This window comes from Cellvibrio sp. KY-GH-1 (assembly GCF_008806975.1).
Taxonomy (GTDB): domain Bacteria; phylum Pseudomonadota; class Gammaproteobacteria; order Pseudomonadales; family Cellvibrionaceae; genus Cellvibrio.
Genome location: NZ_CP031728.1, coordinates 2,135,818 through 2,160,531, shown reverse-complemented (window position 1 = coordinate 2,160,531; position 24,714 = coordinate 2,135,818). Strand labels below are relative to the sequence as shown.

The window sequence follows — 24,714 nt, the reverse complement described above, 5'->3', positions numbered from 1 at the left end:
CCGCCTTAGCGATAGAGTGCACTACCGACGAGTCTTACGCCTAGGTCCCGCAATCGTTGGCAGATACTGACCAGGTTACGGGTGCGAGTCTGGTGAATATGGGCAACTAGTAGTGCGGCGCCGGAAAGCGTCGCCACAACCTGAGCATCCCGATTGGCATCCATTGGGGTCGTGTTGATGAGTACAACATCAAAAAGTTGCTGGGACTGGTTTATGTACTCGCGATATTGGGCGCCGGCAATTAATTCCTGGGGGTTGGGCGCCTTGGTACCCGCCGGCATTAACCACAGTGATGGAACCTCTGCTATGGGAATTGGGGCGAGTGTTTGTCTCCCCGCGAGGCGGTCGGCGAGGCCAGGTGCATAGGGGTGTAAACCAAATAAGCTGTTCAGATCCGAATTGCGGAGGTTGGCGTCGATCAACAGAGTACGAAAGCCGAGCTGCGCGAAACTGATTGCCAGATTAGCGCTGGTCAGCGCCAATTCATCGGCGTTATCGCTGGCTAACAATGCCAGCGAGCGCTGCGGATTCGGTTGAAAGTAGCGCATTTGCAATTCGCTGCGCAGACTTCGCAGGGCTTCCGCCTGGGGACTATCGGGTTGAAACAGGGCGCTCAAGCGAGGGTTCAGCTTGCTGGTGCTGGCGGGGCGTTGCGTGTAAGCAAATTGTTCAGCGAGTATGGCCTCAACATCTGTTGATTTGATCAGACCGAGTTTTAACGCTGCATCACCAAAGCGCAGGCCAAATTGGGATTGGGCCTGGCTAATCACGCTGAGGTCTTTTGGGCTCAATTTGCCACGGGCAACCAGCATTGAGCCGATACGTTGCGCGTTGTCTTCTTCACTATTTAGGGATTTGGCAATATCGTTCATTTACGTGCCTCCTGCATTGTTGAAGTGACTACGTTTAGCCGGGGGATACTTGCCAGAACGGGCAATCCTACGCCCAGCTCCAAATCACTGATGTGGCGAATACGCTGATTCAACCATTCAAGGCAAAGTGCAATGCCAACACCCAACAGCAACCCGGCGGTCAGTGCCAGGAACAACGCGGTGCTTAAGCTGGGAGTTGCCGGACGGCTAGGGGCCATGGCTTTGTTGAGCACTGCGATATCAGTTGCGGCTATTTGGCTTTCCAGCCTGGTTTGAGCGGTGCGTGCCAGCGCCGCGTCGTAAGCCGCTTGAGCGTTGTCTACCTCCTGCTTCAGAAGTGTGAGCTCATTTCGGCTTCTACTCAGCTGTAAGACCAAGTCTTTCTGCGCGGCCAGTTCCGCGCTTAGTTGGGTCTCTTGTGCTTTGGAAATTTCTACTGAGGATTGCAAACTGCCGCTGATCAGCTCCTGCATTCTGTTGAGTTGTTGTTTGAGTGCATCCACGTCGCCTTGTGCCTGACGATATTGCGGGTGATTTTCACCCACTTGGTTGGCGAGCTCCTTGAGTCTGGCTTTGGCTTGTGCCAAATCGCTGGTCAATTTTTGAACTTGTGGGTTATCCAGGGCGCGGGTTTCCAGTTGGTTGCGTTTGACATTAACAATTTGGTCGCTGCGGCTTTTTGATGCCAGTCGTTCGCTCTGAACCGCAATCAAGAGCGACGATAATTCCGCCAATTTGGCGGACTCCAAGTCCAAGCGGTCTGATGTCGCTAGAATGTTGTGCTGCTCTTGATAACTGGACAGTGCATTTTGTTTATCAATTAATTCAGCACGTAATTGAGTGAGCTGCTGGTTATACCATTCGGTGGTTTGCCGTGCTGGCTCGGTCCGCAGCTCCAGGTTGGTGTAGATGTAAGCTTGCGCGTAGGCATCTGCTAAGGTGGCAGCGAGTTCGGGATTGCGGGAGCGAAAGGAAATCGTCAACACGCTGCTATCGCGTTTGGGTAAAACTTCCATTCCCTGCCCCAGAAATGCTTGCAGGCGGCGTCGATCGAGATCGGCATCCCCGGTCAGAGCGACAGCGTTGCCTAAATTCTTGGAGTGCATCAAGTCGAGGCTATCGATAACGCGGTTGGCAACGTTCCGGCTGCGAATAATGTCCGCCTGGGTGCTGAGATAAGAGGCATTCAGGCGAGTCGGCTGTGATTGCCCGCTGATGGGGTCCCACCCCCGGCTGTCCACTATTAAATCTGTCGTGGCCAGGTAAAACTTCGGTTTTAATATCAAACCGGCGACCGTTAAGGCCAAGGCTGTCAGGGTGATGCTGATAATAATCCAGCGACGCGCGATCAAAATCGCGAACAGGCTCTGTAATGTCAAAGTGTACATTTGTTGTTTCATCCCTCTCTTGAGTTACTGCTAGCGGGGCCTTAAAAGAGACTTTCCTTCACCACCAGAACATCGCCATCCATCACTGAATCTTCCGGTTTCGCCTTTAGCTCCAGCAATTTGCCGTTCGCTTGTTGCCGAAGTAATTTGACACTGCCATTACTGGCCCGGGCGGTGGGGCCTCCACCAGCGCTTAATGCTTGGGTTACATTCAAAGGGCGATCAAGCGGGTACATGCCAGGGCTGTGCACTTCACCGTTCAGGTAGAACCGTCCCGCGTTGGGCACGTACAACGTGTCGCCGTTTTTAAGCCAAACCGGCGGCGTGTCTCCCGCTTCATAGTTCAGTAGTTGTTGTAAGTCATATTCGGTGCGCTCCTGCTTGCCTTGGGTAAATCGGGTCAGAATCAATCGCTCGCTACCTGAAGGAGCTACTCCACCGGCCCATGCCAGTGCTTGGGTCAGGCTGGTTGGGCCTTCCAATACCATTCTTCCCGGACGATTTACTTTCCCCAGAATTGCCACTACCTGACTGCGATATTGCGTAACCAGAAGATTGACTTGTGCGCTCTTGAGAAAATTACCGCGTTGGTAACTTTCGGCGATAAGTTCAGCAGCATCTGCACTGGTTTTTCCCGCAACCTGGATGCTGCCCAGCAGCGGAACAACCAAGGTTCCTTTGGCCGTAATCTGACCTTCCGCCGTTAACTCGGGCTGACCGTAGACAGAGACTTTTACCTCGTCCCCGGTTCCCAGCGTATAACTGTCAGGGGTCGAATCGCTCCAGGCCAAGGGAATTGCACACCAACTGGCCAGGAGTAACAGGCCGGTTTTACTCAATCGGGAAAAACACACAAACGTCATTGTGACTGTCCTTAAAACTATTCCGGGGGTTTTTACTGCAAAAGCGAGGCCTACTTGCTGTTGGGTGGGGCCTGAACATCAAAAAATGCGACTTTGATTGCTTCGCGTCTGACTGCGTAGGTAAGAGCGGTACTTTTTATTACTGAAAAAGAGAGCGGCCTCTTACCTTTAGCAAGCATCAAGCTTTGCTGTGTTTACTTTTGGTGCATTTTTGGTGAGGAGCTTTGGAGAGCAGGTGCTTGCACAGAATTGGTGTGGCAGATGAGTTTTTTGCATGGAAGGCGTTTAGAGCCTTGGTGTACAATGCGCGCCTACTTTTTACCCTTCCCATCCTTCCTAACTCAGGACTTATCTATGTTTGATAAAAGCCAGACTATTGCTTCTTTCGATCCCGAAATCTGGGCCAGTATCCAGAATGAGGGCAAGCGTCAGGAAGAGCACATTGAGCTGATTGCCTCTGAAAACTACACCAGCCCAATGGTAATTGCTGCTCAGGGAACCAAACTGACCAACAAATACGCAGAAGGCTATCCAGGCAAGCGTTACTACGGTGGCTGTGAGTATGTGGATGTGACTGAATCTCTGGCGATTTCACGTGCGAAAGAGTTGTTTGGTGCGGATTACGCCAACGTACAACCACACGCGGGTTCGCAAGCTAACCAAGCGGTTTACGCTGCGCTTTGCGCACCAGGCAATACCATCCTTGGAATGAGCCTTGCGCACGGTGGTCACCTGACTCACGGAGCCAAAGTGAGTTCATCTGGCAAGTACTACAACGCCATCCAATACGGCTTGAACCCGGCGACTGGTTTGATCGATTACGACGAAGTTGAGCGTTTGGCGGTAGAACACAAGCCAAAAGTGATCGTTGCTGGTTTCTCTGCTTACTCTCAAGTAGTGGATTGGCAACGTTTCCGCGACATCGCCGACAAAGTTGGTGCCTACCTGTTTGTGGATATGGCGCACGTTGCCGGTCTGGTTGCTGCGGGTCTTTACCCTAACCCGGTGCAAATTGCGGACGTAACCACCACTACTACCCACAAAACCCTGCGCGGTCCACGTGGCGGTTTGATTCTGGCGAAAGCGAACGAAGAGATCGAGAAGAAGCTGAACTCAGCCGTATTCCCCGGCGGTCAAGGTGGTCCGTTGATGCACGTGATTGCTGCAAAAGCGATCAGCTTCAAAGAAGCTATGAGCCCGGAGTACAAGGCTTACCAGCAACAAGTTGTAAAAAATGCAAAAGCCATGGCAAAAACCTTCATTGAGCGCGGTATAAACATCGTATCTGGCGGTACTGAAAACCACCTGATGTTGGTTGACCTGATCGGCAAATCCTACTCAGGTAAAGATGCGGATGAAGCGCTGGGCAAAGCGCACATCACCGTGAACAAAAACGCTGTACCGAACGACCCACGCTCACCGTTTGTGACTTCTGGTATCCGTGTTGGTACGCCAGCAGTGACCACTCGCGGCTTCAAAGAAGCTGAGTGTGTGCAATTGACCAACTGGATCTGCGATATTTTCGCTGCTCTGGAAGCGGGCAATGCCGACGAAGTGATCGCCAGCGTAAAAGCGCAGGTTGCTGATCTGTGCAAGAAGTTTCCGGTTTACGCTGAATAAATCAGCGCGCATTACCCTCCTTACGAAAGTAAGAAAACCTAAAAAAGGTGGCCATTTTGGCTGCCTTTTTTATTGGCTATGGCAGGTGTGAGTATTGGGTTGTCGCATTTACGCGGTGAATCCGCAGCTCACGGAACGCTATCCTATCGTTATCGCTTTGGCACCTTTATCGATTCTTACTAAAAGAAATTTTTTTAATAACCCTGTCACCTTGTTCATCGTTTTCATCTGCTAAGAAAAAATCTTTTAATTACCTCAAACCTTGTTTTAATAATTATATTTTCAAAAATTGACAAAAATTAGATTATTTTTTCGCGCATTGTAATAAAAACTGGCGATTTATTGTGTTTTGGCTTAATTTTGTACAGGTGAATTAATGATCGGGAATCTGTATGGCCAACACTTCTACTCGCAACTTAAAGCGCTTTTACTGGGTGTTTGTTGCGGTGGCTTTATTAGTTGTGGCTTATCAACTTTCCAGCGGTAATGGCTTTAACTCTGAGATGCGTTTGCAAGAACCCTTGGCGCTACCTGGTGCCCCTGAACTTGTTAGTCCGGAGGCGCGTTCCGACGCCGAAACAGCGCTTGCTAGCGCCGAGTCGGTGCTGGCAAAAAACAAGCAGCGGGTTGCGGTGGCTTCCCAACCGGTGAAATCTGGCGCGATTGAAGCGGCCAGCGCGTGGCAAACCGGGGGTAGTAACCCCACCAGTATTCCACTGCCCAATGGCGTGGTGGTTTACGAGCCGGTCAGTGTTGATATGGAGTCACCGGCATATCCCATGCCGGGTGAACAAGTCAGCTTGCCGTTGCCCGGTGGTGAGAAGCTGGTAGTAAATGTAGAAAGCAGCAATGAAAATCCAAATGGGGATTACTCCTGGCGAGGGCATTTGGACGGTCAAGGCACAGATTATCCGGTGGTAATGACCTATGGCGCTAATTCGGTATTTGCCACAGTCACGACACCCAAAGGCAGTTACACCCTGGAGTCGGTAAACGGGAGTGGCTGGATTTACAAAAACCCTTCCGAGTTTGAATTGTCGGAACCGGGTAAAAATGATTACCTTGAAATTCCTCATGTGCACGAGCATGAATGAGTTGCGAGTTTAAAAATTAATGTTAAACGGAGGCCGTTATTTTATGAGTATACAAACATAGCGTTAGTGTGAGTTTGGCTTTAATGGATGCGCGCAACAATTTGAAAAATGGTTTTCAAATTTTGTTAATCACGGAAGGTTTCAGTAAAGTCAACTGAGATCATTTTATGAAAACTTTCGTTCAACAGCTTATTCGCTCTACCTCTGCAATTGTTTTATCTGCGTTAACTTTGCCTGCATTAGCGGCCTCTACCGTAGTAGATGTTTTGGTGGTTTACACCGATGGTGCAGCGGCACTTTATGGTGGCGATCCGACCACTCGCATCAATCAAATTTTTCAGGTAACCAATCAAATTTATGCCGACAGTGGCGTAGATCTTGAGGTGCGTGTTGCCAAAACCATGAAGGTCAGTTACACCGACGACAACGGCGCAGAAACTGCCCTCAATGCAATTACGTTTAATCAGGATGCGGCGTTCAGCGGTGTAGCTGCAGCGCGTGAGCAATACAAGGCCGACATGGTGGTGTTGTATCGTCCCTTTAAACAAATTCATGGTAGTTGTGGTGTGGCTTGGGTAGGCGGCGGTAACGGGGGAATGAGCAGTGGGCACAAAGCCTATATGTTTGCCCACGTTGCGATTAATTCCTGCGGGGATTTTGTGACTGCACACGAATTGGGCCATAACATGGGTTTGAAGCACTCACGTAAACAAGATGGCGTTGGCGGTGTGTTTCATTACGCACTGGGCCACGGAGTCGTTGGTTCATTTACCACCATCATGGCTTATCAAAATGAATTTAATGTGGATTATTGGGATGGCAAGGTCTACAAATTTTCCAACCCGGATGTTTTGTGTAAAAACCAACCCTGCGGTGTAGATCGCAACAATACGTCTACCGGTGCTGACGCGCGCTATGCGTTAAATATTACTGGCCCTCAAATTGCGAATTTTTATGCAGGTGCGCCAGCGTCTTCTTCAGTTGCTTCATCAAGCTCTTCGAAATCGAGTTCAAGTGCGCCGGCTGTTTCCAGCAAATCGTCCAGCTCGGTCAGTAATGTTAGTTCTGGCGATGCGGCTAAATTGAAAGCAAAACTTGAGTCGGCGCGTGCGACGCACTCAGCAGCAGTGGCGGCGGTTAATGCCAATAAAATAGCTATTACTGAGAAGACTGCGTTAGAGCGTGCTGCAAAAACCGAGTTGACCAATGCGACGAAAAGTTTAACCACGGCAACTAAAAATTATGAGAAAGCAGTCGCGAAATACAATGCGCTGCTTGCAAAAGTAGATCCCTTGGTCACCCAGTTGAACAGTGCTATGGCGGCGTATAATGCAGCGACTACGAGCACAACTAAAACGGCTAAAATGACGGCATATAATGCACTCGTTACCAAATATAATACGTTGGTTGAACAAATTACGGCGGCATTAAATGAAGCCAACGCGGCGCAACAACAAGTCGCACCTGCAACAGCCGCGCTGACGACGGCGACTGCGGCTTATAACGCAGCGGTCGCGGCGAGTAACGCCGAGCGTGCAAAAACAGATGCATTAAAGTTAGCGGTAACCGATGCGCTGGCAGCGGTAAAAGCGGCCGAAGCCGAATACAAAGCTGCTCTCGCTGCGTGTAAATGTACTGTGTAATATTTTTTCGTTAGTCCGTTTTGGGTCTGTCTGTTGCCCGGCAATCGCCGGGCTTTTTATTAGCGTTTGGGTGGCTGACGCTTTTGCTCCGACGCGGGCGGCGGTGCTGATGAAACCCAGCCTTTTACCAATAAACCCAGGCTCAAGCCGCCCAGGAATACCAGCCAAAACGCCACCACCGGCAGGCTTTCCAGTCCACTCTGCAAATTCATCCCGAACACCGCCGACACGCTCATCAACGGAAATGCCACGGCGGCGAGAATATTTAGTTTGTGCTGTGCGCGGTTACCGATTTCAGCCGCGCGTGCCTGAACTTCTGCGCTGCGAGCAAGACGGAATTCCAACGCTAAACGAGCGTCCGCCAGTAACAGTTCAAAGCCCCGTGCGATATCCACACTGCGATCACGCATATCGATAAGGAATGCATCATTCCCGAGCGATTCGCGCGCGGTCTGCAAAGCGAGTTTCATATTGTTAGATGAGCGAGCGAGTGGAATAAGGCTGTCGATAACGGCGAATAACGCGTCGATATTGCTCGCTTTCTCAAAGCGATTTTCAAGCGCGATATACAGCTGTTGGTAATCCTCCATGTACTTGGTCAAGGCGTGGTCGCCGTGGTCAATGCCCTTGTATTGCCATTTGCCCTGCGGCAAGCGCAGAAACAGCTCGTGCTCGCGCTCATTGCCATCAGTTTTAGGTGGTGCATGCAGTACCAACAATAAATGCCCGGCTTCAAAAATTGCACGTTGGGCGCCCCAGCTTTCGCTGCCCAGGCGCGCCGTAATTTCAGCGGGCAAATTCCATTTGTATTGGCTTCGTTTCATCAACTCGCTCCTGGTGTGTGGAAATCGATAGTTATTGTGGAAAGCAATAATTATTGTAGAAAACAATAGTCGACAGCAGTCTAAAGTAAAAATGGTAATTGGTAAAAGCAGCGACAGCCCCCTAACGAGGGCGACTGCGGGGGCTTTTTTGGGGATGATATCAGGGGAGGGGTGGTGCTGCTGATATATGAATTGATTGGAGCGCAAGAGGTAAGCATACTGCGCACAGCGGCCAAACTGGGGCTGCATATACAGTAAAAACTGCCGTTGCGTGCGGCGCTGGAATAAGCTCTGGGATGAATTATGTCTTTACGTGTGACCTTAATAATTTTAGTTTCATGCTTAACTATTTCCGCTTGCGATAAAAAAACAATCGATGAACCCATTTGGGAAAAGCCGGATACAAAAACAATTAATTGCGGTGATTTCACTTCTGAAGAAATACCTGGCGGAACCCTTTATAACAATGTTTGGAACAAGCAGGCTGTTAAAGGATTTCAATGGCGGCAGTGCCTGGAGAAAAGCTTAACAGCTGATCTGTTTGGCTGGTCATGGGAATGGCCAACAGATAGCAATTTCATTTTTGCTTATCCCCAAATTAAAGTCGGCATTTCACCCTGGGATCCCCGGTCAACAGCGAATGCCGGTTTTCCGTTAGAAAATACCAGTGTGCGCAGCCTGATGGTTGAGCATGAATTGGAAGTGCAAGGTAATAGCGAACACAACATCGCTGCGTCGCTATGGCTTACAAGCACCGGCGACATTGGCAATAAACCTAACCCATCGATCATCATTGCCGAGCTGATGATTTGGAATTTTCAAACACCAAACCACATGAGTCCTGGTGGAACCCATATAGGGAATGTGCAAGAAGGTGACCAAAACTGGGAGGTGTGGGTGGATAAACACTGGGGCGATGTTTCCGGCGAAAATAGTAATAAATGGGTTTATATAACCTTTCGCGCAACAGAAAATAATCTCAAAGCAAAATTTGATGTGATTAAATTTACCGATTACGCGATTGAAAAAAACATTTTACCCCAAGAGTTTTACATTGCAGATATAGAACTGGGCACTGAAATTAAAAGTGGTTCAGGCCTGGTGTGGGTTAAGCAATTTGATGTGAATGTAGAAAAATGATTCTAACGATTTTTTGTAGAGCGTAGGTTGGGCAGTTATGCCCAACGTTTTTGATCAATAAATCCAATGATGCTCAAATAGGGATTTAACTTTAAATCGTCCAGAAATGCTTTTAATTCTTTAATGTTGGGCATTGCTGCCCAACCTACCCACAATCTACAAGGATGCTTGTTTCTTAAGATGCCCCTCAATCCTGCCAAGCACAAAAGAAATACTGTTGATCGCGCGCGGCGGTAATTTTATCCGCTCATTGATTCGGTCAAACAACAACTCCAACACACACGCCTGACACCACAACTGATAAATCGCATCATCATCCGTATTGCTCGGCAGGGGCTTGGCAATAGCGGTAAGGAATTTGCCCTCGGGCGAATGAATTTCCAGCCGGGATTGTTGAAACGAGGTGTATTGGAATTGATCGAGTTTAATAACGCAGGAGGTGGGGGAAGCAAGGGGAGAGGTAACATTATCCATAATAAAAATCTCGCGGTTTGGTTGTATGGCATTCGCTCCCATAAGGTCAGAATTTATGGGGGCGACTGAACGGGGTTCTGACCACCGGTCCAAACCACACCGGCCCACCCGAAGGTGGCCCCGCCCAGCCGCCATAACAACAGGCAAAGTGTAGCCGGACGCAAAGACACGCTTTGCGCCGGTTTTGAGTTTGTGCGGGAGTACGAGGCCCGGCTGCGGGTTTTACCGCAGCGCGGGCAGGTTAGGGGATGAGGTTGGGGTTGTCAACGCGGGGTGGTAATGGGTTGTAATTTATGTTGGCGGGCAATGTAGCTATGGTCTTTAATTGGCTTTTCTTGTGCTGGGTGCATCATTTGGTGGGTTGTTGTGGGTTTATGAACCCCAAAAATATTTAAGGTCGGAAATAGGTAGCGCATTAAATACTAAGTATTATGAGTGATATTATGCGAGAGAATGGAACTGCATTTACATATGGATTTTAAGTTAAATATTTTCAGAGAAAATATAAAGGTTAAGAGTATTTTTTGTGATTAATATAATTATTAAAAACAGGATTAATTAATGATGTTTATTATTGGTCGTTTGCTAAATACCCTTTCATATAGATCAAATAAGGAAATTAAAGAATCTCTCTATAAAAATGAATATTTTATACAAAATAGATGGGGGTTTGTTGAGGGGAATATTGTTGCTTGGTCAAATAGTTTCCTTAAATACAATGTTTTAATTATATTGCTTGCTTCTTTAGTTGTGGTGAACTTTGTTGAATGGCTTCCAGTGCTGAAGCCATGGGTAAAAAACATGTTCCCAAATTGGACGGCATTGCTTGATTGGCAAAACGAGTTTTTAGCTGCTCAGCTGACAATTGTTGGTGCTATTTATCCATTGGTTATTGGTCTCATTAGTGTGCTATTGCAAAATAAGTCTGCAAGATCTGTGATTTTCCTGATTTATCAAAAATATTCTGGATTTATGTTTTCCGGCCTTAGTGGGTTGAGCTTGGTGGCTTTCATTATTGTTGGATATTTTTTTCAAAGTTTGCAAAGTAATTTAATTAATGTTGCTTTTTATGCGACATCTGCAGTTTGGTTTATTTTCAATATTATATTAACGGCGTGGTTTTTTGCGCAAACTTTTAAAGTTATTAACGAACGGTCGCGGAATGAGTTAGTAGTGCAGTTTTCAATATGCGAGTCCTGTGAGTTTGATATCAGGGAAAGAATTAAAAAACATCTCATCCAAGACCCTGTTGGCTATAAAATGTTAACTGTATCGAATGAGGGTTGGTTGAAGGTTGGTTGTTTTTGGTTTCGAGAGTCATACGAGGAGTTGATTGTAAACGTAAGTGGTGCGAAACGCCCTAAAGATATTAGATTTCGATTTGTTGGTTTTGCAATCCTAATTCAGTCATTGGTTTTAAGATTGAAAAAGATAACAGGCGCCGAGATTAAAATAGATCCAATGTTTAAGTCTGTAGGTGGGAGCGATTTTGTTGTGGCTAAATATATTGGATTTAAAATTAATCCAATTGCTAAGTTTTTTTTAATAAACTCTGTATCGTTTGGAAAAGGGATTGGTTGATCCCCTCCGCGAATATCGGACACCTTAGAAACTGAGTAAACTTACTCCAGAGGTGATCCATGAGCAAGAATTCAACCCCAAAAGAGAATAAGAAGTATACAGCCGAGTTCAAAAGTGAGGCCATTAAACTGGCCGAACGATTGAGCGTAGCGGAAGCCGCCGAAAAACTGGGCATATATGCCAGTCAAATTTACAGTTGGCGTAGCGCACTCAACAATAGCCGTACTGATGTTGAAAGAGAATCGCTCCTCGCCGCTGAAAATGCACGCCTCAAGCGTCAGCTCGCCGAGCAAGCAGAGGAGCTCGAAATCCTAAAAAAGGCGGCTACCTACTTCGCGAAGCATCAAAAATAAAACGCTACGAATTTATGCTGACAAATAGCGCGCTATATTCAATCGCGATGATGGTGCGCGTTCTGTTGGTTTCGCGAAGTGGGTATTACAGCTGGCTTGATAATCGTGAAATGGTTAGTTGGCGCATGCAGCAAAGAGAAGCGATTGATGCGTTGGTAAAGGCAGCATTTGAGGCTGGAAAAGGCCGGTATGGCGCGGATCGGATTTTTTATGATTTGGCGGAGCAAGATAATCCGCTCGACATAAAAACCATTCGGAAAAGCCTGAAACGGCAGGGGTTAATTGCAAAAGCGGCCAAGCTGTTCAAGGTGACTACGGACAGCAATCATACACTGCCTGTTGCGCCCAACCTGTTGGCTAGAGATTTTTCTGCGCAACAACCTAATGAAAAATGGGTGACCGATATTACTTATATTCAAACTACAGAAGGTTGGTTGTATCTGGCCGTGATGATTGATTTATATTCTCGAAAAGTTGTTGGTTGGTCGATGAGCAAACATATTGATGCGCAATTGGTTTGTGATTCATTGATGATGGCGTTGTGGCGACGAAAATTCCCAAAAAGCGTTATTGTTCACAGTGACCGTGGCAGCCAATATGTATCGCATGCGTTTAGGGATTTACTGGAAAAATATTCGCTAATACAGAGTATGAGTCGCAAGGGCGATTGCTGGGACAATGCGTGTGCGGAAAGCTTCTTTCATTCACTTAAGGTTGAGCTGGTTCACGGCGAGCCGTTGCTAGATGGAAAGCACACGCGCGAATCTATTTTTGAATATATCGAAGTGGATTACAATCGCTACCGCCGTCACAGCGCTATTGGCTTTGTTAGCCCCGAGCGCTTTGAGGCAAAAAATGTATGTTAGTTAACTGTCCGAAGTTGGCGGTAGGGATCAGGTGCTGCAGATATCAATTTATCTGTTATAGCAGATGCGGTTGTTGGAACTGCATTTGATGCACTTCGGGATAAGGACATTAAAAATTTTTCAGCATCAATTGATTATATTGCTGACTGGCATAAAAAAGTTTCCATTGCAACGGGATTTATAAATCGAGATGGTAAGCGAGATAATTGGTTGTTGTTGACAGATGGCGACTTTTGGGGGATTAACAATTTAAAGTGGTTGCTGGGTGAATATTATGATTTGGCGCGTGACTCTGTCGAGTTGATCCCGGTTAATTCTCGATTCTACAGGGAAATGTTGTCTTTGCATAAAAAAATATTCGCTGGTCGAGCTGAGCTTCTACCAGAAGAAATGGTGGAGTTGATTAATGGTTCATACCAAATGTGGTCGGTATTGATGGAATGGAAGTCATTTTCCTCCTCCTCAAATGATGTTCGAGTTTCGAGTAAGTATGAAGATATACTTTATGATTTTGTCGGATCTTGGGAGAGTTTGCCGTCTTTTATTGATAATAATAGGGGTGCAGATTATTTAGATTTACGTTGCAAAGGTTTAACAAAGCATCTTGCCATGACTGCATTAACTTCTATTGCTGCTCTCCGCTTTGATAATGTTGAAGCGGCTGTATGGGGGGTAGATATGCTAAATAATTGGTATGGAAATCTAAATGAGGATGGTTATTTTGATGAGGAATATTCGTGGCGATCAATATTAATTAATCCGATGTTGCCCTTAAAAAATATTGAAGGTTCGGAATGGGAAAAAATACTAAAAAATTGTGCTTTTAATTCGGTTTCCGCATTTGGCATGGCTTTGAAAAATGCAAGCTTGGATGTGCGAGTTTTAACTGCCTGCTACATCCTGCTAAAACCCCAAACAGATAATCATTTAGAGTTGGTTCGGTTTGTAAAGGCCTTGCTTAGTGGCGAATTAATGCATAAAACAGGCACTGTTAATCCATGGGGTGATGAAATAGCAGATGCGGGTTCTTTGATGGGAGCTTATTTTAGGCATCGTGACTATATTAGCTCTGAGGGTAGGCCATACGGTAACTGGCTTGTATCAATACTCGATTCATTTCGACGTATTAATGAGGAGCGTAAAGTGCCGGGGCGTATTTATTCTGGGTGGGGCGCAGACTCGCCGCGCAGTATGCATAGAGCTTATGTTGAAATAGGGCTGTTCTTCTCTGCAGGTAAGTGGATGTTGCCTAATACTTGGCAAGAAATAATCACATCAGGAGTTTTTGATCATGCAAGTCGAGAAATTATGATTCATGATCTTAGGGATTGGGTATCAACGGCGAGAGAAAGTCGAAATTATATTCTTTTTAATAATGATGATATCGAGTTGCGTATTTCTAATTTTTGTGAATCGATTAATAATATTATTAATGATCTTGAAAGCATTCAAGCTGAGGCTATTAAAGTTGCCAAAATTGATGATAATAAATTGTTGAAAATTGGGTTAGCTAGTTCGGCTGTGTTTAACAGTTTAAATGCCACAGCGTTTCCTTTGAGTCTGTTTTATAAAATAAACCGGGTTGATATGGTCTCTGATTGTATTCCTTATCAGTTCAATATAAGTAATTTTGAGAAAAAGTCATTGGCATCAGAATTTTCGTCAAATGTTATTAATGAAGGTGAATCTTTTGCAAACTTAATGAAGCAGCAAGTTAAAAATAGAATTTATTCTAAGCTAATTGGGTACCCCATTTCTGATTATCAGCGTATTTTTTCTCTAGAGGATTTGTCAGCGGTTGTTGTTTCTTTGGCTTCATCTTTTCCATGTCCTATATTATTTATTTGTAGCAGAAGTTTAAAAAATGCCATTAGAATGACTCTGCATGATGTGAAAGTGGCTGAGGCACTCAAAATGAGTCGTTTTGATGGGTTTGCTGCTGAATATTTATGCCATATAGGTCTGTGCGAGGTTTATGAAACTCCTGCTGATTATGATTATTGTTTGTTAACTTCAAGAGAGCTGTTTGATGTGATTGATTTTTATCAGATCGACCAAGATCGCTTTGTAGATGTATCATTTACGGAGAGTGTAGAATCTCCTAATGTGGGGGAATTGATCCCTACCGCCAACTTCGGACAGTTAACTAACATACATTTTTTGCCTCAAAGCGCTCGGGGCTAACAAAGCCAATAGCGCTGTGACGGCGGTAGCGATTGTAATCCACTTCGATATATTCAAAAATAGACTCGCGCGTGTGCTTTCCATCTAGCAATGGCTCGCCGTGAACCAGCTCAACCTTAAGTGAATGAAAGAAGCTTTCCGCACACGCATTGTCCCAGCAATCACCCTTGCGACTCATACTCTGTATTAGCGAATATTTTTCCAGTAAATCCCTAAACGCATGCGATACATATTGGCTGCCACGGTCACTGTGAACAATAACGCTTTTTGGGAATTTTCGTCGCCACAACGCCATCATCAATGAATCACAAACCAATTGCGCATCAATATGTTTGCTCATCGACCAACCAACAACTTTTCGAGAATATAAATCAATCATCACGGCCAGATACAACCAACCTTCTGTAGTTTGAATATAAGTAATATCGGTCACCCATTTTTCATTAGGTTGTTGCGCAGAAAAATCTCTAGCCAACAGGTTGGGCGCAACAGGTAGTGTATGATTGCTGTCCGTAGTCACCTTGAACAGCTTGGCCGCTTTTGCAATTAACCCCTGCCGTTTCAGGCTTTTCCGAATGGTTTTTATGTCGAGCGGATTATCTTGCTCCGCCAAATCATAAAAAATCCGATCCGCGCCATACCGGCCTTTTCCAGCCTCAAATGCTGCCTTTACCAACGCATCAATCGCTTCTCTTTGCTGCATGCGCCAACTAACCATTTCACGATTATCAAGCCAGCTGTAATACCCACTTCGCGAAACCAACAGAACGCGCGCCATCATCGCGATTGAATATAGCGCGCTATTTGTCAGCATAAATTCGTAGCGTTTTATTTTTGATGCTTCGCGAAGTAGGTAGCCGCCTTTTTTAGGATTTCAAGCTCCTCTGCTTGCTCGGCGAGCTGACGCTTGAGGCGTGCATTTTCAGCGGCGAGGAGCGATTCTCTTTCAACATCAGTACGGCTATTGTTGAGTGCGCTACGCCAACTGTAAATTTGACTGGCATATATGCCCAGTTTTTCGGCGGCTTCCGCTACGCTCAATCGTTCGGCCAGTTTAATGGCCTCACTTTTGAACTCGGCTGTATACTTCTTATTCTCTTTTGGGGTTGGTTTCTTGCTCATGGATCACCTCTGGAGTAAGTTTACTCAGTTTCTAAGGTGTCCGATATTCGCGGAGGGGATCAGCGACATCTTTCATGGTGGTATTTTTGGCTTTGCTGGTGGAGGGCGGCTTGCTCATAAGTCTCGCTAATCGAACGGGGATACTGGCTGGCTTTTTATCACACTCGGCCATTCCGAGCTATGGACAAGAGGGCGAAAACCCTTCATTTCGTGCTAGTATGCGCCCACTTTAACCATCGCTGGGGCTTGTGATCATGCATTGTCCGTTTTGTAGCGCGGAAGATACCAAGGTAATTGACTCACGTTTAGTGGCAGAGGGCGATCAGGTTCGCCGTCGCCGCGAGTGTTTGTCTTGTCATGAACGCTTCACTACCTTTGAAGTAGCTGAATTGGTGATGCCGCGCATCATCAAACAAAACGGCACCCGTGAACCATTCGATGAAAACAAACTGCGTGCCGGTTTACTGCGTGCGCTGGAAAAGCGCCCGGTGAGCATCGAGGCGATTGAATCGGGCATCAACCACATCAAACATTTTTTGCAAGCCACGGGCGAACGCGAAGTAAAAGCGCTGCTGGTGGGTGAAAAAGTGATGGAGCAGTTGAAGAAGCTCGATGAAGTGGCCTATGTGCGCTTTGCGTCTGTGTATCGCCGCTTTAAGGATTTGAACGAGTTTCGGCAGGAAATCGACCGGCTCGAGCAACAGCCTGAAGATCACAAATAGCGTTTAATTACCAACTGCCCTGAATTACCAGCATCCGGATTTGTATGGCGTTAACTCCCCAGGATTTTGAATTTATGGCCCGCGCCTTCCGTTTGGCGGAACGCGGTCTGTATACCACTATGCCCAACCCGCGTGTGGGTTGCGTATTGGTGAAGGACGGACAGATTATTGGGGAAGGTTGGCATGTGCGCACCGGTGAGCCCCATGCGGAAGTGAATGCGTTATTGGCGGCGGGCAGCTCTGTTCAGGGTGCTACTGTGTATGTCAGCCTGGAGCCTTGCAGCCACCACGGCCGCACCGGTCCCTGCTCGCAAGCCCTGGTGGATGCGGGCGTAAGCCGTGTGGTCTACGCAATGGAAGATCCCAATCCGCTGGTATCCGGGCGCGGTATTGAAATTATGCGTGCGGGCGGAATCCAGGTGGATGGCCCCATCCTTGAAGATGACGCGCGCGCATTGAATCCCGGTTTTATCAAACGCATGGAGCGCAAGCTGCCGTTTGTGCGCTGCAAGCTGGCGATGAGCCTGGATGGCCGCACGGCCATGGAATCCGGCGAAAGCAAATGGATTACCGGCCCCAAAGCGCGCGCCGATGTACAGCGTTTGCGTGCGCATTCCTGTGCAATTATTTCCGGTGTGGATTCGGTGTTGCAGGATAATTCCTCATTAACCGTCCGTGCCGATGAACTGGATTTACCCAATGGCGATGAAATCGCCCAGCGCCAACCGCTGCGGGTCATTCTGGATTCACGCCTGCGCCTGCCGCGCAATGCCTTGATGTTCAAACAGTCCACCCCAATCTTGTTAGTCCACAATGGCACAGCTAGCGTAGAGCAGCTCGAGGGCTGGCCCGAGTTTGTTGAGCTACTGGCGTTGCCAGCAAAGGATGGGCGTATCGATTTGTTGGCGGTCCTGCGCGAACTGGCGCAGCGTCAATGCAATGAAGTGCTGGTGGAGGCGGGTGCTACTCTTAGTGGTAGTTTTTTGCGGCGCGGTTTGCTGGATGAAATTATTGTTTATATGGCGCCCAAGCTGCTCGGCAGTAATGCCCGCCCGATTTTTGAATTGCCATTGGAAACCATGTCGGCATCCTTGGCATTAAAGATTAAAGACATCCGCGCTGTGGGCCGCGATTGGCGGATTACGGCGAGTCCGGATACGGAATATTAAAGCGTAATCCCTCCCAGCCTCCCTTTAATAAAGGGAGGAGAGGGGATTTGAGAGAAAAACCCCCTCCCAGCCTCCCCTTGAAAAGGGGAGGGGCTGAATCTGGCTTCGATTCAAATAGCGAAGTGAGGTTCTAGCTTCCCCCTTTGAAACGGGGCGCGTAGCTAAGGGGGACCGAGGGGGATTCAAAAGTTTTAAAGTTTAATTTTTAGAGATAGTCCCGTGAACGATCAACATCAAGCTCCAGAATCCCCACCACCTTATACTCCACCACCGGTCGATAATACGGCTTCCTATGGTCGTCGCCTGGGTGCATTTTTGTTAGATGGTCTGTTTATGATGATCGCCATGATGTTCCTGATGCAGTACCTGGGGCTCACGGAAATGGACCCGGAAAAAGCCAAGAACCCGGAAGCCATGCAGGCGGCGTTGATCGCGAAGCTGGGGGCTTTATCCAACGGGCAAAAAACCATCCTCACCATGTTTCCGTTTATTGCCTTCTTCGGCTTGCATGGCTATTTGCTGAGCCGTTACGGCCAAACCATTGGCAAGCGCATGCTCGGTATTGCGATAGTCACTATGGATAATCGCATACCACCGTTCTTCCAATTGATCAGCCAGCGCTACCTGACCCAATGGCTGGCGGGGATGGTGCCAGTGATTGGCATTTTGCTGAGATTGGTGGATATATTGGCGATCTTCCGCCCCGACCGTCGTTGCATTCACGACCACCTCGCCAAAACCAAAGTGATTGATTTGCGTATTCCTGTGGTGCAATCGCCGGATGCGGCCGTTGCGCCCAGCAACAGTTTGATCGTCTAAATACCAGCGGAGGCGCCGTCTTTAGGAGACCCTATGTTTACCGGCATTATCGAAGCGATTGGCGAAGTGGTTGCCTTGCAACCCAAAAATGGCGACCTGCGTCTGCGCATCAAAACCAACAACCTGGATTTAGCCGATGTGCGTTTGGGTGATTCTATCGCCACTAACGGTGTCTGCTTAACCGTGGTGGATTTACCGGGCGATGGCTACTGGGCTGACGTCTCGCGCGAAACCCTGGATAACACCAGCTTGCCGGATTGGAAAGTGGGCCAGCGCGTAAACCTTGAAAAGGCCTTGACTCCGCAAACCCGCTTGGGTGGTCATATCGTTTCCGGCCATGTGGATGGTGTGGGCGAGGTGGTTAGCCGCCATCCGGATGCGCGCTCTGAACGCTTTCGCATCCGTGCGCCCAAGGCATTGGCAAAATATATCGCCCACAAGGGCTCAATCACGGTAGATGGAACTAGTCTTACAGTGAATAAAGTGGATGGCGCCGAGTTTGAACTCAACATCGTCCCCCACACCTTGCAAATGACCATTATGGACAGCTACAAAACCGGCAGCCGCATCAACCTGGAAGTGGATGTTCTCGCCCGCTACCTGGAGCGTTTGATGCTGGGTGAAAAAGCCGCTGAACCCGAAGGGCAGGGTATCACCCTGGAATTTCTGGCGAAGAATGGTTTTGCCTGATCGATTGCTAACCCTGGATTAACTATGCAACTCAATACCATTGAAGAACTGATTGAAGATCTGCGCCACGGCAAGATGGTTATCCTGATGGATGACGAAGACCGTGAGAATGAAGGCGACCTGATTATGGTGGCCGAGCAGGTGCGTCCGGAAGATATTAACTTTATGGCGACCCATGCGCGCGGCCTGATTTGCCTGACGCTCACCGCCGAGCGCTGCAAGCAACTGGATTTGCCGTTGATGGTGAGCGACAACAAATCCCAGCACACCACCAACTTCACTGTCTCCATTGAAGCGGCTGAAGGTGTAAGCACTGGTATTTCGGCGGCCGATCGCGCACTGACCGTGCGGGCAGCGGTAAAGGCTAATGCGAAATCGACCGATATTGTCCAGCCCGGGCATATCTTCCCACTGATGGCCCAACCCGGTGGTGTTATGAGCCGTGCCGGGCATACTGAGGCCGGCTGCGACCTGGCCCGCCTGGCGGGGTTTGAGCCGGCGGCGGTGATTGTGGAAGTGATGAACCCTGACGGCACCATGGCGCGCAGGGCGGATCTTGAACAATTTGCCGAGCAACATCACTTGAAAATCGGTACCATTGCCGACCTGATTCACTACCGCGCCACCAAAGAAAAGACGGTTGAGTGTATTAATCGCCGTAAGGTAGAAACGCTCTACGGCGAATTTGATCTGCATACCTATCGCGATTTAGCCCGTGGTGACCTGCATTTTGTGATGACCAAAGGTGTTATCGATGCAGAGCCCACATTGGTGCGGGTGCATGTGATGGACATTGCGCGCGATGTGCTGAGCCTCAAGCGCACTTCGGTTGCCGGTGGCAAAAGCTGGACTTACCAGGATGCGCTGCGCAAAGTCAGCGAAGAAGGTAAAGGTGTAGTGTTGCTGATCTGTCACGATGAATCTACCAAGGAAGTGGAAGACAGTATCGACTGGTTAATTTCCGGCAAGCAAATGCGGCGCAGCTCGGAAGTACTCTACAAACAAGTGGGTACCGGCTCGCAAATCCTGCGGGATCTGGGTGTGCGCAAAATGCGCGTGATGTCCGCTCCGATGCGTTATTCAGCGCTCTCTGGCTTTGATTTGGAAGTGGTGGATTATATCTGCCCGGAAGGCGATTAGCCTTCTCTAAAAATGACTGTTTAAGCAGTGAGCGCAAACAGAAATTCTGATTATTTTTGAGAAAATATTATGAGCAATATCAAAGTTGTTGAAGGTGATTTTTCTGCGTCCGCTGGCAAGTACGCGCTGATCGTTAGCCGCTGGAACAGTTTCGTAGTGGAAAGCTTGAAAGACGGCGCGCTGGACACCTTGCGCCGCCACGGCATTAAAGATGAAAACATCACCATCTATTACGCGCCAGGTGCTTTTGAATTTCCGTTGACTGCGCAAAAAATCGCGGCGAAAAAAGAATTTGATGCAATCATTGCTTTGGGTGCGGTGATTCGTGGTGGTACGCCACACTTTGATTACGTCGCCGGTGAATGCACCAAGGGCCTTGCGCAGGTGTCACTGCAATACGGCGTACCGGTAACCTTCGGCGTGTTGACCGTTGATTCTATCGAGCAAGCTATTGAACGCTCTGGCACCAAAGCGGGTAATAAAGGTGTTGAAGCCGCGTCTACCGCGCTGGAAATGGTGTCGCTGTTCGGCAAAATCTAATCCCGTTTCCGGGGTTACTCGTTAGTTGGCATGTCAGTTGGAATTAATGTCAGTTGGAATTATTGATAAGGGATAAAATCAGGAGCTTAGCTCATCCGGTTTTATCCCTTATTTTTTGCTGTTGGAATTTTTTGAAAGCTTGTCGATTTATTTGGCAAGTTAAAAAATTTTGACAGTCGCTCTTTGTTCTTTATCAGGTAATTGCTCATGAGTACTTCATCAGGCCCACAAAAAGGCCACACCGCTGCCACTCGCCGCATGGCTCGTCACTACGCAATGCAGGCGCTCTACCAATGGCAAATCGCAGGTTCCAGCATCAACGCCATTGAAGCGGAATTTCGCACCGATAACGACATGAGCAAAGTAGACGTGGAATATTTCCATGAGGTTCTCCATGGCGTCCCTGAGCATTTAAGTGAGCTGGAAGAATTATTCTCTCCGTATCTGGTGGAGCGTTCGCTGGATGAGTTGGATCCAATTACCCGCGCATTGCTGCGTTTGGCAACCTACGAATTTAAATTCCGCATCGATGTTCCCTATAAGGTTGTGATTAACGAAGCCGTTGCCCTGGCGAAAAAATTCGGTGCGGAAGACAGCCACAAGTTTATCAACGGCGTGCTGGATAAAACCGCCGCTGATGTTCGTGCGCTGGAAGTAAAAGCCGAGCGCAACCAACGTTAACTCTATTGGTCCAATCAGTCATTACCGTGCCCGGCGAATTCCAGTTAATTCAGCAATTCTTCCAACGCGAGCAGGCCGAACAGCCTGCGGAAGGCGTATTGCTGGGGATCGGTGACGATTGCGCGCTGCTGCAAATCCCCCACGGAAAGCAGTTGGCTGTGTCGGTAGATACATTGGTTGCCGGTGTGCATTTCCCGGCCGATGCCGATGCCGAATTAATTGCCGAGCGCGCGCTGCGCACTAACCTGAGTGATCTGGCGGCCATGGGTGCGGACCCTTTGTGGTTTACCCTGGCGCTTACATTACCGGAAGCCAGTGAAGACTGGCTGCGCAGTTTTAGCCGCGGGTTATTTGCCTGCGCACGCGAATATAAAATTGCATTAATTGGTGGCGACACTACCTCTGGCCCGCTCAGTATTACCATTCAGGTTATGGGGGCTGTTGCTCCTGGTGCGGCGCTGCGGCGTGACGGTGCCAATATCGGTGATTTTGTATTAGTTACTCATAATCTGGGTGATGGCGCGGCGGCGCTGGCACTGATTCAAAATCGCATTGCCTGTGATGAACCATCAGCGAATTATTTGCGCGATCGTTTTTATCGCCCGACCCCGCGCTTGCAGGAGTCTGCATTGATTCGCGAACTGGTGACAGCTGCGTTGGATATTTCCGACGGTCTGGTTGCGGATTTGCAACACATCTGTGATGCCAGTGATGTGGGTGCCGTTATCGATGTAGAGAATTTGCCCTTATCGCCCGCGTTGCAGGCATTGAATAATCAGCCGCAAGTATTGGAATGGGCGCTCAGCGGTGGTGACGATTACGAATTGTGTTTTACTGTCGCACCGGAAAAAATGGCGGATATCGCCATGTTGATTGCTCAGGGAAAATTAAGCGCAACAGTGATCGGCGAAATTATTCCGGGTAATAAAGTCATTTGTGAATTTGAAGGCGAGCCATTCGAACTCGCTCGTACTGGATACCAGCACTTTTAAACGTGCGAATTTAATAATGAATACACCCAGCCTTAAACAAGTATTTACCAACCCCGATCATTTGTTTGCATTTGGTTTTGGTAGTGGCCTTGCACCCAAAGCACCAGGAACCTTTGGTACTTTGGCAGCTATCCCGATTTTTTTAGTGATTCAGGATCTGCCAATTTACCTATATGTATCCTGGCTGGTGGTGACTTTTACATTAGGTGTATTTTGGTGTGACCGCTCTTCCCGACAACTGGGTGTACACGATCACGGCGGCATAGTCTGGGATGAATTTGTCGGTTTTTGGATGACCATGTTGATGGCCCCAGCAGGATGGGTTTGGGTGCTGACTGGTTTCGTTTTATTCCGTATTTTCGATATTCTCAAACCCTGGCCCATCAACTGGCTGGATAAAAAAGTGCACGGTGGTTTCGGCATTATGGTCGATGATCTGCTCGCCGGTGTTTATGCCTGCATCGCACTCCAGTTGATTGCCTATTTTGCGAGGTTGTTGTGACTGTCCACTTTGTAGAGTCTTCCAAATTACCCACGCCCTTTGGCATGTTCAACATGCATGGTTTCAGTGATGATGAAACTGATAAAGAGCACGTAGTGTTGACCATGGGTGATATTAGCGGCGATGAACCTTTGCTCGCGCGCATTCACTCTGAGTGTTTAACGGGCGACGCATTATTTAGTATGCGTTGTGACTGCGGTCCGCAGTTGCAAGCGGCCATGCATAAAATTTCTGTGGCGGGTCGCGGTGTGATTTTTTATTTGCGTCAAGAGGGGCGTGGCATTGGTTTGCTGAATAAAATAAAAGCCTACCATTTGCAAGATCAGGGCGCTGACACTGTCGAAGCTAATGAGCAATTAGGGTTTGGCGCGGATATGCGCGACTACTCCATCCTCAAGCCCATGCTTGAGCATTTAAATATCAAAGCGCTGAAATTGTTAACTAACAATCCGCGCAAAGTAAAAGCCCTGCAAGACATGGGTATTAACGTGGTTGAACGATTGCCGCACGAAACCGGGCGCAACCCGCACAACGCCAAATATCTGGAAACCAAAAAGGGCAAGCTCGGCCATTTGTTTAATGGCGAAAATTTACCGGGCGATGACAACGAATAATTTTAGGATAAAGAAGATGACTCGAATTGCAATTGCCGGCGCCGCTGGCCGCATGGGAAAGGCGCTGATTGAATCTACCCATAAACATCCGGAAACTTCACTGGGCGCTGCCATTGTTCGCCCGGGCAGTTCTCTGATTGGTGTGGATGCCGGCGAGCTGGGTAACGTGGGTAAATTTGGGGTTGCAGTGAGTGCATCTCTGGCAGAATTCATTGATCAATTTGATGTATTGATTGATTTCAGCTCGCCAACGGCGACGCTGGAAAATGTAAAACTCTGCGCAGCACACGGCAAACCTATTGTCATTGGTACTACCGGTTTTAGCGCTGCGGAAAAAGAAGAGTTGTTAAGTTATCAAACCAAAATTCCCCTGTTGTTATCCGCCAATTTCTCTACCGGTGTAAACCTGTGTTTTAAATTGCTGGATCTTGCGGCGCGCGTATTGGGTGAAGGCTACGATGTTGAAGTCTATGAAGCACATCATCGCCATAAAGTGGATTCACCGTCCGGTACGGCGGTGCGTATGGGTGAGGTACTCGCCAATGCGCTGGAACGCGATTTAAGTAAAGTAGCGGTCTATGGTCGCGAAGGTCAAATTGGACCGCGCCCTAAAGATACTATCGGCTTTGCCACTGTGCGCGGTGGTGATGTAGTAGGTGATCACACAGTGATGTTTATGGCCGATGGTGAGCGCGTTGAGATTACCCATAAGGCATCCAGCCGGTTAGCGTTTTCCAATGGCGCCGTGCGTGCGGCTATTTGGTTGCAACAACAACAATCCGGTTTGTTTGATATGCAGGACGTATTGGGATTGCGTTAAT

The 24,714-nt window shown here is 48.0% G+C and carries 24 protein-coding genes; 18 read left to right on the top strand and 6 right to left on the bottom strand.

Annotated elements, in window-relative coordinates:
* Positions 1-5 precede the first annotated feature (5 nt).
* The 3 genes from D0C16_RS09355 to D0C16_RS09345 are packed head-to-tail and all read right to left on the bottom strand — an operon-like array spanning position 6 to position 3,123.
* Positions 6-872, bottom strand: a complete 867-nt coding sequence (locus D0C16_RS09355) for a chain-length determining protein (protein ID WP_151032067.1) — start codon at positions 870-872, stop codon at positions 6-8.
* Positions 869-2,260: a Wzz/FepE/Etk N-terminal domain-containing protein gene (locus tag D0C16_RS09350; RefSeq protein ID WP_225318965.1), complete on the bottom strand. Its 1,392-nt coding sequence runs from the start codon at positions 2,258-2,260 to the stop codon at positions 869-871. Before D0C16_RS09350 ends, D0C16_RS09355 begins: the two co-directional genes overlap by 4 nt.
* A 41-nt stretch (positions 2,261-2,301) precedes the next feature.
* Positions 2,302-3,123, bottom strand: a complete 822-nt coding sequence (locus tag D0C16_RS09345; protein WP_151032066.1) for a polysaccharide biosynthesis/export family protein — start codon at positions 3,121-3,123, stop codon at positions 2,302-2,304.
* A 354-nt stretch (positions 3,124-3,477) separates the two neighbouring features.
* Between D0C16_RS09345 and glyA the strand changes: the two genes are divergently transcribed.
* The 3 genes from glyA to D0C16_RS09330 all read left to right on the top strand — a co-directional run bounded on the left by glyA (position 3,478) and on the right by D0C16_RS09330 (position 7,480).
* Entirely contained in the window at positions 3,478-4,743 is a 1,266-nt protein-coding gene (gene glyA, locus D0C16_RS09340; RefSeq protein ID WP_151032065.1) for a serine hydroxymethyltransferase, read from the top strand.
* Positions 4,744-5,135: 392 nt separating this feature from the next.
* Positions 5,136-5,837, top strand: coding sequence for a hypothetical protein (locus tag D0C16_RS09335; protein WP_151032064.1), 702 nt, complete (start codon positions 5,136-5,138; stop codon positions 5,835-5,837).
* 167 nt (positions 5,838-6,004) lie between these two features.
* Entirely contained in the window at positions 6,005-7,480 is a 1,476-nt protein-coding gene (locus D0C16_RS09330; protein WP_151032063.1) for a M12 family metallo-peptidase, read from the top strand.
* Positions 7,481-7,539: 59 nt separating this feature from the next.
* Here the strand turns inward: D0C16_RS09330 and D0C16_RS09325 are convergent, their stop codons facing one another.
* Positions 7,540-8,304: a hypothetical protein gene (locus tag D0C16_RS09325; RefSeq protein WP_151032062.1), complete on the bottom strand. Its 765-nt coding sequence runs from the start codon at positions 8,302-8,304 to the stop codon at positions 7,540-7,542.
* Between the two features lie 303 nt (positions 8,305-8,607).
* Here D0C16_RS09325 and D0C16_RS09320 point away from each other — a divergent pair, with 303 nt between their 5' ends.
* On the top strand, positions 8,608-9,444 hold the full coding sequence (locus D0C16_RS09320) for a hypothetical protein (protein ID WP_151032061.1): 837 nt from the start codon (positions 8,608-8,610) through the stop codon (positions 9,442-9,444).
* Between the two features lie 156 nt (positions 9,445-9,600).
* Here the strand turns inward: D0C16_RS09320 and D0C16_RS09315 are convergent, their stop codons facing one another.
* Positions 9,601-9,918 (bottom strand): hypothetical protein, encoded by a 318-nt coding sequence (locus D0C16_RS09315; RefSeq protein WP_151032060.1) that lies wholly within the window; start codon positions 9,916-9,918, stop codon positions 9,601-9,603.
* Positions 9,919-10,479: 561 nt separating this feature from the next.
* On the opposite strand from D0C16_RS09315, the gene D0C16_RS09310 reads away from it, so the two are divergent.
* The 3 genes from D0C16_RS09310 (at position 10,480) to D0C16_RS09300 (ending at position 14,902) form a co-directional block, all read left to right on the top strand.
* Positions 10,480-11,499: a hypothetical protein gene (locus D0C16_RS09310; protein ID WP_151032059.1), complete on the top strand. Its 1,020-nt coding sequence runs from the start codon at positions 10,480-10,482 to the stop codon at positions 11,497-11,499.
* 59 nt (positions 11,500-11,558) lie between these two features.
* Positions 11,559-12,718, top strand: a protein-coding gene (locus D0C16_RS09305) for an IS3 family transposase (protein ID WP_370458202.1) whose coding sequence is annotated in 2 segments (ribosomal slippage) — positions 11,559-11,811 and positions 11,811-12,718 — 1,161 coding nt in all. Because the reading frame shifts where the segments join, the coding sequence is not laid out codon by codon here.
* 210 nt (positions 12,719-12,928) lie between these two features.
* A complete protein-coding gene (locus tag D0C16_RS09300) occupies positions 12,929-14,902 on the top strand; it encodes a hypothetical protein (RefSeq protein WP_151032058.1) in 1,974 nt (657 codons plus the stop codon).
* Here the strand turns inward: D0C16_RS09300 and D0C16_RS09295 are convergent.
* A protein-coding gene (locus tag D0C16_RS09295; RefSeq protein ID WP_225318661.1) for an IS3 family transposase occupies positions 14,865-16,024 on the bottom strand; the annotation gives its coding sequence in 2 pieces (ribosomal slippage) (positions 14,865-15,769 and positions 15,769-16,024; 1,161 coding nt in all). The two genes, D0C16_RS09300 and D0C16_RS09295, sit on opposite strands and share 38 nt — an antisense overlap.
* A 254-nt stretch (positions 16,025-16,278) precedes the next feature.
* Here D0C16_RS09295 and nrdR point away from each other — a divergent pair.
* The 11 genes from nrdR to dapB all read left to right on the top strand — a co-directional run bounded on the left by nrdR (position 16,279) and on the right by dapB (position 24,713).
* On the top strand, positions 16,279-16,746 hold the full coding sequence (gene nrdR, locus D0C16_RS09290) for a transcriptional regulator NrdR (RefSeq protein ID WP_151032057.1): 468 nt from the start codon (positions 16,279-16,281) through the stop codon (positions 16,744-16,746).
* 44 nt (positions 16,747-16,790) lie between these two features.
* Positions 16,791-17,915, top strand: coding sequence for a bifunctional diaminohydroxyphosphoribosylaminopyrimidine deaminase/5-amino-6-(5-phosphoribosylamino)uracil reductase RibD (gene ribD, locus D0C16_RS09285; RefSeq protein WP_151032056.1), 1,125 nt, complete (start codon positions 16,791-16,793; stop codon positions 17,913-17,915).
* A 219-nt stretch (positions 17,916-18,134) separates the two neighbouring features.
* Positions 18,135-18,734 (top strand): RDD family protein, encoded by a 600-nt coding sequence (locus D0C16_RS09280; RefSeq protein ID WP_191968679.1) that lies wholly within the window; start codon positions 18,135-18,137, stop codon positions 18,732-18,734.
* A 33-nt stretch (positions 18,735-18,767) separates the two neighbouring features.
* The gene (locus D0C16_RS09275) at positions 18,768-19,424 is read left to right on the top strand and encodes a riboflavin synthase (protein ID WP_151032054.1); all 657 of its coding nucleotides are present in this window, start codon (positions 18,768-18,770) and stop codon (positions 19,422-19,424) included.
* A gap of 24 nt (positions 19,425-19,448) precedes the next feature.
* Positions 19,449-20,564: a bifunctional 3,4-dihydroxy-2-butanone-4-phosphate synthase/GTP cyclohydrolase II gene (gene ribBA / locus D0C16_RS09270; protein ID WP_151032053.1), complete on the top strand. Its 1,116-nt coding sequence runs from the start codon at positions 19,449-19,451 to the stop codon at positions 20,562-20,564.
* 69 nt (positions 20,565-20,633) lie between these two features.
* Positions 20,634-21,104 (top strand): 6,7-dimethyl-8-ribityllumazine synthase, encoded by a 471-nt coding sequence (gene ribE, locus D0C16_RS09265; protein ID WP_151032052.1) that lies wholly within the window; start codon positions 20,634-20,636, stop codon positions 21,102-21,104.
* A 207-nt stretch (positions 21,105-21,311) separates the two neighbouring features.
* Positions 21,312-21,785 carry a transcription antitermination factor NusB gene (nusB, locus tag D0C16_RS09260; protein ID WP_151032051.1) on the top strand — a complete coding sequence of 158 codons (474 nt, stop codon included), beginning with the start codon at positions 21,312-21,314 and terminating at the stop codon, positions 21,783-21,785.
* 5 nt (positions 21,786-21,790) lie between these two features.
* Entirely contained in the window at positions 21,791-22,777 is a 987-nt protein-coding gene (gene thiL, locus D0C16_RS09255; protein WP_225318964.1) for a thiamine-phosphate kinase, read from the top strand.
* A 16-nt stretch (positions 22,778-22,793) separates the two neighbouring features.
* Complete coding sequence (locus D0C16_RS09250) at positions 22,794-23,279, top strand: phosphatidylglycerophosphatase A (protein ID WP_151032050.1); 486 nt, start codon at positions 22,794-22,796, stop codon at positions 23,277-23,279.
* Positions 23,276-23,893: a GTP cyclohydrolase II gene (gene ribA, locus D0C16_RS09245; protein WP_151032049.1), complete on the top strand. Its 618-nt coding sequence runs from the start codon at positions 23,276-23,278 to the stop codon at positions 23,891-23,893. The genes D0C16_RS09250 and ribA overlap by 4 nt, the downstream gene beginning before the upstream one ends.
* A 16-nt stretch (positions 23,894-23,909) precedes the next feature.
* Complete coding sequence (dapB, locus tag D0C16_RS09240) at positions 23,910-24,713, top strand: 4-hydroxy-tetrahydrodipicolinate reductase (RefSeq protein ID WP_151032048.1); 804 nt, start codon at positions 23,910-23,912, stop codon at positions 24,711-24,713.
* Position 24,714 lies beyond the last annotated feature (1 nt).